Source organism: Streptomyces malaysiensis subsp. samsunensis, assembly GCF_024519315.1.
GTDB classification, from domain to species: Bacteria; Actinomycetota; Actinomycetes; order Streptomycetales; family Streptomycetaceae; genus Streptomyces; species Streptomyces malaysiensis.
In genome coordinates this window covers 12845-26388 of the sequence record NZ_JANIIC010000021.1, presented here as the reverse complement: position 1 = coordinate 26388, position 13544 = coordinate 12845, and the positions used below count along the sequence as shown (strand labels likewise).

At 71.9% G+C, this 13544-nt stretch carries 11 protein-coding genes and 2 pseudogenes; 7 read left to right on the top strand and 6 right to left on the bottom strand.

The genetic code is table 11. The features are described from left to right. Window positions 1–74: 74 nt before the first annotated feature. On the bottom strand, window positions 75–830 hold the full coding sequence (locus tag NQU54_RS19170; RefSeq protein WP_257632103.1) for an alpha/beta fold hydrolase: 756 nt from the start codon (window positions 828–830) through the stop codon (window positions 75–77). Beyond that, window positions 827–1996, bottom strand: a complete 1170-nt coding sequence (locus NQU54_RS19165) for an FAD-dependent oxidoreductase (RefSeq protein WP_167503859.1) — start codon at window positions 1994–1996, stop codon at window positions 827–829. Before NQU54_RS19165 ends, NQU54_RS19170 begins: the two co-directional genes overlap by 4 nt. 130 nt (window positions 1997–2126) lie before the next feature. Here NQU54_RS19165 and NQU54_RS19160 point away from each other — a divergent pair, with 130 nt between their 5' ends. Beyond that, a complete protein-coding gene (locus tag NQU54_RS19160; RefSeq protein ID WP_257632102.1) occupies window positions 2127–2912 on the top strand; it encodes a TetR/AcrR family transcriptional regulator in 786 nt (261 codons plus the stop codon). A gap of 173 nt (window positions 2913–3085) precedes the next feature. On the opposite strand, the pseudogene NQU54_RS19155 reads toward NQU54_RS19160, so the two are convergent. Beyond that, window positions 3086–3526: pseudogene (locus tag NQU54_RS19155) on the bottom strand (GNAT family N-acetyltransferase); the annotation flags it as partial. A 303-nt stretch (window positions 3527–3829) separates the two neighbouring features. Between NQU54_RS19155 and NQU54_RS19150 the strand changes: the two are divergent. From NQU54_RS19150 to NQU54_RS19130, 5 genes are all read left to right on the top strand, one after another. Next, a complete protein-coding gene (locus tag NQU54_RS19150) occupies window positions 3830–6289 on the top strand; it encodes a SpoIIE family protein phosphatase (RefSeq protein ID WP_257632101.1) in 2460 nt (819 codons plus the stop codon). Continuing rightward, window positions 6286–7506 (top strand): sugar ABC transporter substrate-binding protein, encoded by a 1221-nt coding sequence (locus tag NQU54_RS19145; RefSeq protein ID WP_257632100.1) that lies wholly within the window; start codon window positions 6286–6288, stop codon window positions 7504–7506. Before NQU54_RS19150 ends, NQU54_RS19145 begins: the two co-directional genes overlap by 4 nt. A gap of 44 nt (window positions 7507–7550) precedes the next feature. After that, a complete protein-coding gene (locus NQU54_RS19140; RefSeq protein WP_099015365.1) occupies window positions 7551–8333 on the top strand; it encodes an ATP-binding cassette domain-containing protein in 783 nt (260 codons plus the stop codon). Then, on the top strand, window positions 8330–9541 hold the full coding sequence (locus tag NQU54_RS19135) for a sugar ABC transporter permease (RefSeq protein ID WP_372505942.1): 1212 nt from the start codon (window positions 8330–8332) through the stop codon (window positions 9539–9541). Before NQU54_RS19140 ends, NQU54_RS19135 begins: the two co-directional genes overlap by 4 nt. Before the next feature lie 87 nt (window positions 9542–9628). After that, window positions 9629–11062, top strand: coding sequence for a tetratricopeptide repeat protein (locus NQU54_RS19130; RefSeq protein ID WP_257632099.1), 1434 nt, complete (start codon window positions 9629–9631; stop codon window positions 11060–11062). On the opposite strand, the gene NQU54_RS19125 is transcribed toward NQU54_RS19130, so the two are convergent. Together NQU54_RS19125 and NQU54_RS19120 are read right to left on the bottom strand one after the other, a co-directional pair. Continuing rightward, a complete protein-coding gene (locus tag NQU54_RS19125) occupies window positions 11052–11288 on the bottom strand; it encodes a DUF397 domain-containing protein (protein ID WP_257632098.1) in 237 nt (78 codons plus the stop codon). The genes NQU54_RS19130 and NQU54_RS19125 overlap by 11 nt on opposite strands. Next, entirely contained in the window at window positions 11285–12106 is an 822-nt protein-coding gene (locus NQU54_RS19120; protein WP_257632097.1) for a helix-turn-helix domain-containing protein, read from the bottom strand. Before NQU54_RS19120 ends, NQU54_RS19125 begins: the two co-directional genes overlap by 4 nt. A 121-nt stretch (window positions 12107–12227) precedes the next feature. Between NQU54_RS19120 and NQU54_RS19115 the strand changes: the two genes are divergently transcribed. Then, window positions 12228–12641, top strand: coding sequence for an ATP-binding protein (locus NQU54_RS19115; RefSeq protein ID WP_257632096.1), 414 nt, complete (start codon window positions 12228–12230; stop codon window positions 12639–12641). A gap of 434 nt (window positions 12642–13075) precedes the next feature. Here NQU54_RS19115 and NQU54_RS19110 read toward each other — a convergent pair. Next, a pseudogene (locus NQU54_RS19110) lies at window positions 13076–13491 on the bottom strand (hypothetical protein). Window positions 13492–13544 lie beyond the last annotated feature (53 nt).

Sequence of the window (13544 nt, the reverse complement as noted above, 5' to 3'; positions counted from 1 at the left end):
GCGTCCGGCCACGACGGTGCCGCGGTCGAGCGACGGCATCCCACTGCGCTTCCCACACCATCCCGGTGGAGCGCTCACCGCCCGATGGAGGCCAGGAAGTCGTCGATCGCGGCGAAGGTGGTCTCCGGGGCCTCCCGGGTGGGGAGGTGGCCCGCGCCCGGGATCAGCGCGAAGCGCGCCCCGGGGATGGCGGCGGCGTACGCGCGGCCGAAGTCGGGCGGGACGACGGTGTCGTCCGCTCCCCACACCGCGAGGGCGGGCACGGTCACCCGGGCCAGCCGGTGCAGCAGCTTCGGATCCGACTTCGACGGCCCCGCGTAGGCCACCAGCGCCTGGAGGGCCGCGGGCGAGGGGCCCCGGCGCGGTGCGGGCGCGCCGGACCCCTCACCGGGCGGCGGGCCGGGCGGCGCGGTGGGGAACCGCACCTCATGCCCCTCGACCTCCGTGCCGAAGGCGCCCGTGATGATCAGCCCGCCGATGCGGTGGCCCCGGTCGCGCACGGTCATCTCGGAGGCGATCCAGCCGCCGAAGGAGCTGCCGATGACCAGGACATCGCGCAGATCGTGGTCGTCCAACAGGTCCAGATAGGTCTCGACGAGGTCGCCCACGTCCGAGAACCACTCGGGCCGCGGGGTGTCCTCCCAGCCCGGGTGGGTCGGCGCCAGCACCCGGGAAGTGGCGGCGAAGTGGTCCACGACACCGGCCATGGTGGCGGGCCCGCCACCGCCGTGCAGGACGAGCACGGGCCGGCCCGCGCCCACGTCCCGCACCGTCAGGGGGAGGCCGGGGTAGGGCTCGAGCGTGAATCCGCCGGTCCGGTGGGTGGTCATCGGGCCTCACCGCCCGAGGTGAGCGCGATGAAGGTCTCGCGTGCGATCCGCAGACCGTCCGGGTGGAAGAAGTCGGTGAGGTTGTCGGCGGACTGCGCGGCCGCCGCTTCGGCGCGCGGGAACATGGGTGTCTCGTAGGCGTTCAGAGCCGTCTCCAGATCGTCGTGGGTGGCGAGGGCGAGGCCGAGTTCCGCGCCGTCGAGCATGGCGAGGTTGGCGCCCGCCCCGGCGAAGGGGGACATCAGATGGGCGGCGTCGCCCAGGAGCGTGACACCGGGCATCCGGTCCCAGCGGTGGTCGATGGGCAGGGCGTGGATGGGCCGGGCGACGAGCGGGCCGTCGCTTTCGGCGATCAGCGCGCGCAGCCCCTCGTCCCAGTCGGGGAAGAGGTCCAGCAGCCGCTTCTTGGCCGCCACCGGGTCGGCGGGGTCGATCAGGCCGGAACGGCTCCACTCCTCCGGCGCCTTGACGGCGGCGTAGACGCGGACCCGGTCGCCGCCGTTGCGCTGGGCGATCAGCCCCTTCTCGTCCGCCAGGGCGAACATCGTTCCCCGGCCCACGAGTTCGGCGACGGCGGGGTGCCGGGTGTCGACGTCGCGCAGCAGACAGTCGACGTACGACAGCCCCGAGTAGACCGGGTCGGCTTCGGACACCAGGGGCCGGATCCTGGACCACGCCCCGTCCGCGCCGACCAGCAGATCCGCCTCGACGGTCCGGCCGTCGGACAGGGTGAGCGCGGGCCGCCCCGCGCCGGGGGAGGCCGAGCGGACCTTGTGGCCCCAGCGGACCGTCCCCTCGGGCAGTGAGCGCAGCAGCAGATCCCTCAGCGCCCGGCGGTCGATCTCGGGGCGCTCCTCGCCCTCGTCCCCCTCGCCCGGTTCCGGCGCGGGGATGCGGAAGCCGACCGTGGCGTCCTTGCCGAGCAGGCGCAGCTCCCCGTCCTCGGGGCGGCTGAGCGGCCGGAACTCCTCGAGCAGACCGGCGTGCAGCAGGGCTTGCCGGCCGGACTCCGGATCCATGTCCAGCGAGCCGCCCTGGTCGCGGGCGGTCGCCGACGCGTCCAGCTCGTAGACGGTCGAGGCGATGCCGTGGACGTGCAGGACACGCGCCAGCGTCAGCCCTCCCAGCCCTGCTCCGGCGATGGCGATACGGGGTGCTGTGGACATGGAGATGCCTCCCTGGCTCGGCCCCGGCTCGGCGCCGGTACGCGGCGGATGGCATGAGCGTAGGGCGACGAACGCGTTCGCGGCAAACGCGTTCGTCACGAACGCGTTCGCCAATGGGTACGATGGCGCCATGACAGCGCACCCCACCGCCCCGCGGAGCCGCCGGGAACGTCCGGCGAAACCGGCCCTGACCCGCGAAGGCATCATCGCCACCACGGTCGAACTCATCCGCGCCGAGGGCCTGGAGCGGGTCACGATGCGCCGCCTGGCCAAGGAGCTGGACACCGGGCCGGCCTCGCTCTACGTGTACGTGCGCAACATGGCCGAGCTGCACGCGGCGGTCCTGGACGAACTCCTCGGCGAGGTCGACCTGAGCCCGGCGAGGGCGGCCGGGGACTGGCACGACCGGCTGGTGCGGATCCTCACCTCGTACACTTCGGTGCTGTTCGAGTACCCCGGTCTCGCGCAGTCCGCCCTGGTGGCCCGCCTCTTCGGGAAGCACTATCTGAACCTGGTGGAGGCGCTGCTCGCCCTGCTGGACGAGGGCGGCATCGAGCCCGACCGGGCCGCGTGGCTGATCGACCTGCTGCTCCAGTTCGCCACCGCGACCGCCGCCGAGCACGCCCACCGGACCCCCGGCGACACCCCCCAGAGCGAGGACGACTGGCGGGCGCTCGCCTCGGTGGTGCGGGACGTCTCACCGCGGACCCATCCGCATATCGCCGCACTCGGCCCACGGCTGCTGTCCGGCTCTCCCCAGGACCGGCTGGCCTGGGGCTTCGACGTCCTCCTCGCCGGGGCGCGGCACACCCCGCTGCCGGAGCTGCTCTCCTCGTCCCCGGCGGATTTCCCGGAGGACCCCGCGGTGGCGTCCGAGCCGTCCGAGGCGAAGTCCCGGGTGGACCCCGGGGACTGAGGCGGCGGGGCTCAACTCCGCCGGAGCGCCTTCTCCATGACCAGCTCCCTGGTCGAGCCGTCCGCCGACGCAGGCGCGACGGCGGGGCCCCCGGCGACGGGGGCCGACGGTGAGGGCCGACGGAGGGCCCTGTTGTGGCCAATCGTCCCGGGGGCCGGGACGGGCACGCACACCCCGGCCACCGGACCCGGCTCCCGGGTGGCGACGAAGCCATGCCGCTCGTAGAGGGCGATCGCCGGCGCGTTGTCCGGGAGCACCGCGAGCCGCAGCGCCGTGGCGCCCGACCGCAGGGCCCAGGTCTCGACCGCCCCGATCAGCAGGGCGCCGACGCCGTGGCCGCGCGCCTCGGGGCTGACCCAGACGGACCTCAGCTCCGGCGGCCTCCCGCCGTCCCCGGGCATGCCGCCCGCCATCCCGACGGCCCGGCCGTCCAGCAGGGCGACGACGTGGTAGGCGCCCGGCAGCTCCAGCCGGGCGCGCCACCGCTCCTCGCCACCGCGGTGCCAGTCGGCGAGCCGGGCCTTGAAGGCGTGCGGCGCCTCGGTCAGCGCGGCCAGGCGGGCGTCCCGCCACAGGGGCCAGTCGTCCGTCGAGACCGCCCGCAGTCGCACCATGGGGCTCAGTCTCCCGTGCACCGCCGACCGCGTCGAGCCTGCCCGGCCCACACCCGGCCCCCCGCCCATCCCCTCATCCGGCCCTCATCCGGCCCGCATACAGCCGCGCCCGCCCCGCGAGGGAGATGGCCGGGTTCGGCCCGCTGTGCCATGCTTTGAGGAGAGGCGCCATCCCTTTCGAGGGGGCGCGGCAGCGAAGGCCCCGCCGGTGGTCGTGTCCGGTCGCCGCGCGGAGGCCGATTCAATGGCCCGGGTACGCCCATGAGACCGGCGGTTCACGCACGGAGGCGGTGCAGGCGTGCTGTGACCGGGCATGTTCTGGCGTTCACGGGGACCGCGTTGGTGGCTGTCTATGTGCTGGACGCGGAAGGTGCCGAGCTGCGGTTGGCCGAGACGGTGCGCAGCGCCGGGCGGTCGTACGCGCTGCCGGCCCACTACCCCGTGTCCGGGCGCTCGCCCGTCGCCGATGCCTTCCGCGCCGGACGCCCCCTGTGGCTGACCCCCACCGAACTCGCCGCCTACGGTCCGGCCGGCCCCACCACGCCCGAACCCCCCACCACGCCCGGTGTCTCGCTGGGGGCGCTGCCGCTCGGCGGGGACGGCAAGGGGCTGGGGTGTCTGGTGGTCGTGGACGACGCGCCCGGCGGTATCGACGCCGACCGCCGTGGCTTCATCGAGCTCTACGCCCACCATGTGGCCGCCGGGGTCGAGGCGGCCGGTCCGCAGGCGCTCACCCGGCCGCGGCCCGAACTGCCCGGTCCGACCCTGGACCGGCTGCGGGTCGGCTCGTTCGTCCTGCTCCTCGACAGCGGGCGGATGACCGCCGACACCCAGGTGCTCGAACTCTTCGGCATCGCCGCGGAGGACTTCGACGGACGGGTGGAGACCCTGCTGTCGGTCACCGTCCCGGACGATGTGCCCGCCCTGATGACGGTCCTGGAACCCGACCTGCTGACCTCCGGCACCGCGCAGCAGGAGTTCCGGATCCGTCGGCCCAACGGCGAGCTGCGCTGGCTGGGCCTGCGCGCCCGGATCGAGACGGGGGCGGACGGCAGACCCCGGCGGATGCTCGGCGTGGTCGCGGAGACCTCGTATCTGCGGCCGAGCGCCGACGAGGTGTCCCTGGTGCAGCGGTTGTCCACCGCCCTGGCCGGGGCCACCACCGTCCGGGACGTGGGCCGGGCCGTGGTCGGCGCGCTGCGCGATCCGCTCGGGGCGGGCCGGGTCGCGGTCGCCGAGGCCCAGGCCGATCAGCTCGTGGTCGGCGTCCTCGCCCCCGCCGAACCCACCGCCTGGCCCGAGGTGTGGCGGGCCGCCTGGCGGTCCGAATGGCCCGAGCCGCCCAGCCACGCCCTGCCCACGCTGGCGGAGGCGCTGCGGGAGGGGCAGGTCAGCATCTGGCCCGAAGGCGCCGACCTCGAACCCGGGCTCGCCGGTATCGGCCCCGGCGGCCTCGCCGTCCTCCCGCTCCCGGCGGACGGCCGGATCGTCGGGGTGTGCCTGATCGGATGGGAGCGGCGGCATGAGTTCGGCCCGGAGGAGCGCTCGCTGCTGACCGCGACCGCCGGTCTGGTGGGGCAGGCCCTGGTGCGCGCCCATTCCTTGGACGCCGAGCACGAACTGGCCACCATGCTCCAGCGCAGCCTGCTGCCCCGGAAGCTGCCGGAGCTGCCCGGAGGGGTGGCCGTCACCCGCTATCTGCCCGCGACGATGGGCTTGGAGGTGGGCGGCGACTGGTACGACGTGATCCCGCTGCCCGACGGCCATGTGGCGCTGGTCATCGGCGATGTGCAGGGCCACAGCGCCGCGGCCGCCACGATCATGGGCCAGATGCGCACCGCCATCCGGGCCTACGCCGTGGAGGGCCATCCGCCCGATGTGGCCGTGGCGCACGCCAACCGCCTCCTCGTCGGCATGGAGACCGATCTCTTCGCGACCTGCTGCTACGCCGACCTCGACATGGAGGAGGGCGAGGCGTGGTTCGTCCGGGCCGGACACATGCAGCCGCTGCTGCGCCTCCCGGACGGCACCACCCAGGAGCTCGACGTCGAGGGCGGCCCGCCGCTGGGCGTGGTCGCGGACGCCGAGTTCCCGATGACCGCCGCCGGGCTGTCCTCCGGCACCCTGCTCGCCCTGTTCACGGACGGCTTGGTCGAGTCCGCCCGGCTCGACCTGGACGACGGGGTGCGCCGGGCGCGCCAGGCGCTCGCCCGCGCCGACCCGGCCGACCCCGGAGGGGTGGCGGACGAACTGCTCGGCGGGGACAGCCGCCGCGAGGACGATGTCGCGCTGCTGTTGCTGCGCTACGACGGGATGCGGGTGCGGCCCACCCGGGCGAGCTGGACGGTGTGGCGGCTGCCCGACGCCGTGATGCACGCCCGCCGCTTCACCGCGCGCACCCTGCGCAACTGGGGTGTGGAGGACGATCTGGACGTGGCCCTGCTGGTCACCTCCGAGCTGGTCACCAACGCCCTGGTGCACACCCGGGGCGAGGTGCGGCTGAGTCTGACGCTGACCGCGGACCGGCTGCGGATCGCGGTGAACGACATGTCGCCCCGCACCCCCGTCAAACCGGCCGCCGTGGACTGGGAGGCCACCGGCGGCCGGGGGCTGCTGCTCATCGAGGCGATGTCGCAGACCTGGGGCTCGGTGCCGCTGAGCGGGGGCAAGCAGGTGTGGGGTGAGATCTCGCTGTCGTCCCCGTGGGAGGAACGGCGGACGGAGGGGGCCACGCGGACCAGAGACAGGAGGACGAGTCGATGAGCCGTTCGTGGACGCACCTCCGGACACATTCCCGTACGCACCCTCGTACGTCCGCCGATACGCCCGCGCGCCCGCGCTCCCGCACGCGCTCCCTGACGCGCGATCGCCTCCGTGCGGCCGTCGCCGTCGCGGCGGGTCTTGGGCTGGCCGTGTCCCTCGCCGCCTGCGGCAAGGCCGCCCAGGTCGGCGAGAGGGTCGGCGCGGTCGGGACCCATCGCGCGGCCCTGCGGATCGGCCTGCTGCTCCCGGAGAACGAGATAGTGCGTTTCGAGCGGTTCGACAAGCCCCTGATCCAGAAGCGGGTCAAGGAGCTGTGCCCGCGCTGCACAGTGAACTACGCCAGCGCCCAGCACGATCCGGCCGCCCAGCGCTACCAGATCGAAGCGATGATCACGAACGGGGTCGATGTGCTCATTCTGGACGCGGTGGACACCAAGGCCGTCCGCCACTCCGTGATCCAGGCCCGCCGCGCCAACGTCCCCGTCGTCGCCTACGACCGCCTCGCCCAGGGGCCCATCTCCGGCTATGTCTCCTTCGACGGCGCGGAGGTCGGCAGGCTCCAGGGCAAGGCGCTGCTGAAGGCGCTGGGCCCGCACGCCGAGGACCGCCGGATCGTCATGATGAACGGCTCGTCGACCGACCCCAACGCGCGCTGGTTCGAACGGGGCGCGCGGTCCGTCCTCCGCGGCAAGGTCAAGATCGCCAAGTCCTACGAGACCGTCGGCTGGCGGCCGGAGAACGCCAACCGCAACATGACCGCCGCCATCGCCGCCCTCGGTCCCCACGGCATCGACGGCGTCCTCGCCGCCAACGACGGCCTGGCCGCGGGCGCCATCACCGCCATGAAGACGGCCCGGATCCGGCCGCTCCCCCCGGCCACCGGCCAGGACGCCGAGGCCGCGGGCATCCAGCGGATCCTCTCGGGCGAGCAGTACATGACCGTCTACAAGCCGTTCAAGCCCGAGGCGTACACCGCCGCGGAGATGGCCGTCGCGCTGGGGCAGGGCAAGTCGCTCAACGGGATCGCGACGCGGCGGGTCGACAACGAGACCGTCCGTGGCATACCCACGGTGCTGCTCAGGCCGGTGGCCGTGACCGTGCACAACATAAAGAGCACCGTCATCAAGGACCGTCTGTATCGCGTCGATCAGATATGCACCGAGAAGTATGCGGATGACTGCCGCAGGGCCGGGCTCATCGGCCCGGGCGGGTCGTAGCACGACGCGGAACGAATCGCATGACGGAATGAAGGGAGGAGCGGATGGCCCAACCGTCGGCCCCGCCCCTGCTGGCGCTGAGTGGCGTCTTCAAGCGCTTCGGCGCGGTCCAGGCGCTCACGGACGTCGAGCTGGAAATCCACGCCGGTGAGGTCATCGCCCTGGTGGGCGACAACGGCGCGGGAAAGTCCACTCTGGTCAAGGTGATCGCGGGCGTCGAACCGGCCGACACGGGCACCGTCGAATGGCGGGGCCACCCCGTCCATATCGGCCGCCCGCACGACGCCCAGCACCTGGGGATCGCCACCGTCTACCAGGACCTCGCGCTCTGCGACAACCTCGATGTCGTCGGCAATCTCTTCCTCGGCCGCGAGCTCAGCCGGATCGGCGTGCTGGACGAGGTGGAGATGGAGCGCCGCACCCGGGCCCTGCTGGCGACCCTCTCCATCCGCATCCCCGATGTGCGCCGGCCCGTCGTCTCCCTCTCCGGAGGCCAGCGGCAGACCGTCGCCATCTCCCGGGCGCTGCTCGGCGAACCGCGCCTGGTGATGCTGGACGAGCCCACCGCCGCCCTGGGCATCGAACAGACCGCCCAGGTACTCGATCTGGTGGAACGGCTCCGTGAGCGCGGGCTCGGGGTGCTGCTGATCAGTCACAACCTGGGCGATGTCAAGGCCGTCGCGGACTGGGTCGCGGTGCTGCGCCTGGGCCGTAACAACGGGTTCTTCGACGTCACCACCACCTCCCAGGAGCAGATCGTCTCCTCCATCACCGGCGCCTCCGACAACGCGGTGACGCGGCGTGTGGCGCGGGAAGGGGAGCTGTGAGCGTACCCGGTGGATCCACGGTACGGGGGGCCGTACGCTTCGCCGACACGTTCGGCCGCAGACTGGGCGGCGGCACGATCGGCTCCGTCCCGGTCGTGCTCGGGCTGCTCGCGATCTGGGCCGTCTTCCAGATCCTCAATCCGCACTTCCTCTCCCCGCGCAACCTCTCCAACCTCAGCGTGGACATCGTCGGCACCGGCATGCTCGCGCTCGGCGTGATCTTCGTCCTGCTGGTCGGCGAGATCGATCTGTCGGTGGGCTCGGTGAGCGGTCTGGCCTCCGCCCTGTACGCCGTGTTGAACGTCAACCTCGGCATGGCCGAGCCACCCGCCATCGTCCTGGGCGTGCTCTGCGGTACGGCGGTCGGCTTCGTCCACGGCTTCTTCACCGCCGTGGTCGGCGTCCCCGCGTTTGTGGTCACCCTCGCCGGACTGCTGGGGTGGTACGGCCTGATGCTCTTCATCATGGGCACCTACGGCACCATCAACCTCAACGATCAGGGCCTGGTCGCCCAGTTGACCAACTACTACTTCTCCGATGTCGCCGCCGCCTACGCACTGGCGGCGCTCGGCACGGCCGGGTACTTCCTGACCGCCTGGCGGGGCGTCAAGCGCCGCCGCGCCGCCGGAGTGCCCACCCGACCCCCGGCCGTGATCGCTCTGCGCACGGGGGCGCTCGCGGTGATCGCCTTCGCCGCCGCGTATGTGCTCAACCGGTTCCAGGGCCTGCCGCTCGCCCTCCTGATCTTCCTGGTCGTCCTGGTCGTCCTCGACTACGTCCTGCGCCGTACGACCTACGGGCGGATGATCTTCGCGCTGGGCGGCGGGGTCGAAGCGGCCCGCCGCGCCGGGATCAATGTGGCCTGGGTGCGGACCTCGGCGTTCATGATGTCGAGCACGATGGCCGCCATCGGCGGTCTGTTCCTGGCCTCCCGGATCAACTCGGTCAGCCAGACCTCGGTCACCACCGACCTGCTGATGAACGCCATCGCCGCGGCCGTCATCGGCGGCACCAGCCTCTTCGGCGGCCGCGGCAGCACCTGGTCCGCCCTGCTGGGTGTGCTGGTCATCCAGTCGATCGCCTCGGGTGTGGCGCTGATGGACATCCAGACCGCCGTGCAATTCATGATCACCGGCGGGGTGCTGCTGCTCGCCGTCGTGATCGACTCCCTCTCCCACCGCGCACAGCGGGCCCACGGCCGGGCCTAGACCGCCCGGCGCCCGGGACCGGTCCCGGGCGCCGGCGCGCACCATACGGGTCGGCCCACGTCCGTTCCGCGATGGGAAGACACCAGGATGGAAGACCCGACGCACGCCGCGCACGCCGTGCCGGAGCCCGCGCCACCGGGGGACCGGGCGGCGCACGATCCGGTGGCCGTCGCCCTCGGCAACGCCTCTCTGCTCGGGGCCGGCTATCTGATGCTGGGGCGGCGCGGGTTCGCCGTCGCCGCCGGCGCGATCACCGTCGCCCTGCTCGCCGTCCTGCTCGCGGTGGCCCGGCCGTGGTGCGAGTTCGCCGTGCTGATCTGGTGGGCGGCCGTCATCGCACACGGCTGGTTCCTGGCGGGCGGACGGAGGCGTCGGGTCACGCTGCGCCGGCAGCGGCTGGTGGCGCTCGGTGTCACGGTGCCGGTGCTGCTGGTCGTGGGGCTGCTGCGGTACGACGCCGCCGGGATCGGGCGGAGCATGGCCGAGGCCCGTGAACGCGGTGACTGCGCACGGGTGTTGAGCGCCAAGGACAAGGCGTGGTTCGGCACCCGGCTGGCCGACGCCCCGCTCACCACCCGCGGTGACGCGATCGTCGACGCCTGTCACCGGCTGCGGACCGCCCGGACCCTGCTGACCTCCGGGCTGACGGGTGACACCCGGGCCCTGGAGACGGGCTTCGACACCCTGGCCTCGGTCCTCGCGAAACCCGGCAACGAGAAGACGGTCGGCCGGGTGCTGGACGGGTTCCTCGACGGCCTCCCCGCCAAGAACCCCTGCCGCACCGTCACCGTCACCGACTGGCTCCGCCACCGCGAGCCGACCCACGACGCGCTGGACCGGTCCGCCGACGCCGTACGGCGGACCGCGCCCGCGGCGCTCCTCGGATGCGGTGATGACCTGACGGCGGCCCACGACTGGAAGAGGGCACGGACCCGCTACCGGCAGCTGCTCGACCAGTACCCCCACGACGACCTCGCGGCCAAGGCCCGCAAGGGGGTCCGGCGGGCGACGCTGACCATCGAGCTGGGACACGTCCGAAGCCTGCTGGAAGGCTCGACCGACACCCAGCCCTCGTACTGCTCCCGGCCGGCGAAGTACAGCGGCGCCGCCCCATACGGCAGGGGCACCAACCGCGCGCTGTTCTACGGCAACGACACGTACACGAGGAAGCTCCCGTCCGGCTGGCGGACCACCGACGTCAAGAAGGCGGTCCTGGTGGTCTGCGCGGACGAGGAGAAGGAGGGCACCCCCGTCCGGACCTGCCCCTACGAGAGCAAGATCTCCCCTAACTTCCCCAGGGACGTGACGTTCCACAAGATCGAGATCCCGGTGAAGGTCTACGAACTGCGGACCGGAAAGCCGGTGGCCCACCGCACGGTGGAGATCAACGGCGCGAGCTGCCCCCAGAAGCTCAGGTACACCACGTACGGCCCCACGGATCTCGGCCCACCGGGGGACCAGTACGTCAAGGCGTCGACGGCCGATGTGCGGTCGGCCTTCCGGCCATTGATCAACCGGTGACGACGGCGAGGAAGCCCGCCCAGGCGGCGGCGGATATACGGAGGTTGGGACCCTCAGGGTTCTTGGAGTCCCGTATGTGGACGGTGGTGGGGGTGGTGGCGACCTCGATGCACTGGCCGCCGCCGGAATCGCTGTAGCTCGATTTGTGCCAGTCGTAGGCGACTTCGATGCACTGGCCGCCCGTGTTGTCGCTGTAGCTGCTCTTGAACCACACGAGTCTGCTCATAGCTCACCCATCAACTGCTCGATGAACACGACGGATTCCTCTGGCCCGAGAGCCTGGGACCTGATCATGGCATAGCGGCGAGCGAGGACCCCAACCTCGTCCGATTTCGACACCAGGATGCTCTTGCCTTGTCCTTCCAGATAGACAAGCGGTGTCTCATCTGGGGTCTCGAGCAAGGTCATCGGACCCGCCAGCCCAGCGTGTCCGGCTCGGCTCATCGGCATGACCTGGACGACGACATTGGAGCGGGCAGCGCATGCGATGAGGCGCTCGTACTGCGGACGCATGATGTCTGGACCGCCGATCAATCGGCGAAGCACCCCCTCTTCGAGGATGACGCTCACCACTGCTACCGGCTTGCGATCGAGGAGTGCCTTGCGGTCCATGCGAGCCGCGACCAGCAGTTCCACCTCCTCCTCGTCAACCGGCGGGAATGCGTAGTCGAACAGCGCGCGGGCGTACTCCTTGGTCTGGAGCAGACCGTCGATCAGGTGCGTGCAGTACGACGACACACTCAGCGCTTCCTGCTCCAGCTGAACGAAACCCTGGAAGTGAGCGGGATACCGCTCAAGCTTCAGATACTTGATCGCAGACCTCAGCAACCCACCCGCGTCCAGCGCCTTCTCGGCCGCGTCGATGAACTCGTCCGTCGGCGGCTTGGCGCACGTCTCGACCGCGCTCACCGCCGACCCCGTGTAGTTCATCAGCGCACCCAACTCGTCCTGGGTCAGCCCCGCCCGCTCCCGCGGAAGCCGCAGGACAGCGGCGAAGTACTGCACGGTCGGCGGAGCGGAGTCCTTCTTCTTCGACTGGGCCACGCGGGCCACCCCCTCAACAACCCTCAACACCAATCAACGTGCTTTCGACCAGAGTTGTCGGTCGCCGCAGTCGACGCTCTGTTACTGGTGAAGGTAGCCCGCCTGTACTGACAGTGGGAGCATGAACGCGGAAAGTCACGACGTAAACCCGCTCCATGGCTGGAAGCAGAGGTTTACGCCCGTCCCCCTGTCTATCCCCCATGCCCGCCGCGCCGCCGACGCCGCTCTCCGCGCCTGGGGCCTGGAGCGGAGCTCGGCGGCCCTCGTCCTGCTCGTCGTCTGCGAGCTGGCGACCAACGCCGTTTGCCATGGACGCGTACCGGGGCGGTACTTCGAAGTGCGTATCGCATACGACGCAGAAAAAATGGTCGGGGTCGAGGTGTCCGACCCCCGCGAGGGGCGCCCTACCCTGGCGGACCCGGCACCGGACGACGAATCCGGACGCGGCCTGGCGATCGTGGACGCCCTCGCCGAGACATGGGGCGTCCGGGAACGCGTCGTCGGCAAAACGGTCTGGGCCCGGATCCGCCTGTAGCGGTACTCGGCCAGGCGCGGCGCCGTCTCGCGCCTTCGGCGCGATTGAGCATGGGTCGGGGGTGCCGGGGCGGGGGCCGCGTTGCCGACCGCCGGGCAGTTGGGGGCGTGGCGAGTGGCGGCATCCGGGCTCGGGTGCCGGGGTCGGCCCGGACTGCTGGCCGTACGGCGTGGCCCCTCCGGGTACCTCCCTCAAAAACGCTTGACCTGGCGCAACTAATAAGTCAAGCAATCTCCGGAGGGTGCCCTACCCCGGCAGGGTTGTCCGGCGTCGGCCCAAGCCCCTGACTGCGGAAGCCGCCACCGGGCCCGGCTTCCCACTGGCCCGGCGGCCGGCGACGCGGCCCGCGCTCCCCACCTGCCCGCCCCCATGCTCAAATGCGCCGAAGGCGCGAAACGGCGCCGCAGACGGCAAACGACAAACGGCCCCGACGCTCACTCCAGGACATGCCGCAGATAGCTCTGCGGATCGGCGAGATAGCGGCGCCAGTGGTCGACCAGGGCCAGCTCGCTCCAGGCCACCCGCCGCATCCCGTGCTCGCCGACTTCCACGATGTCCGCGCCGGCGGTGCCGCGTCGAAGCGGGTCCGCGCACCCAGCGCCGACTTGGCGTAGTGGCTGGCGTAACGCCAATGGTGCGAGCCACCGTACGAGTCCAGCCCGAACCCCTCCGCGAGGCCCTCGACCAGGGTCGGCTTGCCCGACCCGTTCTCCCCGACGAGAAACGTCACGGGCGCGGTGAACCGCAGCCCGTCCGCCAGCAGGCCCCGCACACACGGCACGGACCAGGGCCACCCCTCCTCCTCCCGCGACCCCGAGTCAATATGTGCGTACGCACGTTCGATAATCATCGGCCGAGTCTCTCACGCCCCCCTGGACCGCCTCGGCCGCGACGCGCGAACGT

Bases quoted from the DNA above. Each gene is read 5' to 3' on its own strand.
- NQU54_RS19170 (WP_257632103.1), bottom strand. From the start codon at position 830: ATGACCACCCACCGGACCGGCGGATTCACGCTCGAGCCCTACCCCGGC.
- NQU54_RS19165 (WP_167503859.1), bottom strand. From the start codon at position 1,996: ATGTCCACAGCACCCCGTATCGCCATCGCCGGAGCAGGGCTGGGAGGG.
- NQU54_RS19130 (WP_257632099.1), top strand. From the start codon at position 9,629: ATGGAAGACCCGACGCACGCCGCGCACGCCGTGCCGGAGCCCGCGCCA.
- NQU54_RS19140 (WP_099015365.1), top strand. From the start codon at position 7,551: ATGGCCCAACCGTCGGCCCCGCCCCTGCTGGCGCTGAGTGGCGTCTTC.
- NQU54_RS19125 (WP_257632098.1), bottom strand. From the start codon at position 11,288: ATGAGCAGACTCGTGTGGTTCAAGAGCAGCTACAGCGACAACACGGGC.
- NQU54_RS19145 (WP_257632100.1), top strand. From the start codon at position 6,286: ATGAGCCGTTCGTGGACGCACCTCCGGACACATTCCCGTACGCACCCT.
- NQU54_RS19160 (WP_257632102.1), top strand. From the start codon at position 2,127: ATGACAGCGCACCCCACCGCCCCGCGGAGCCGCCGGGAACGTCCGGCG.
- NQU54_RS19115 (WP_257632096.1), top strand. From the start codon at position 12,228: ATGAACGCGGAAAGTCACGACGTAAACCCGCTCCATGGCTGGAAGCAG.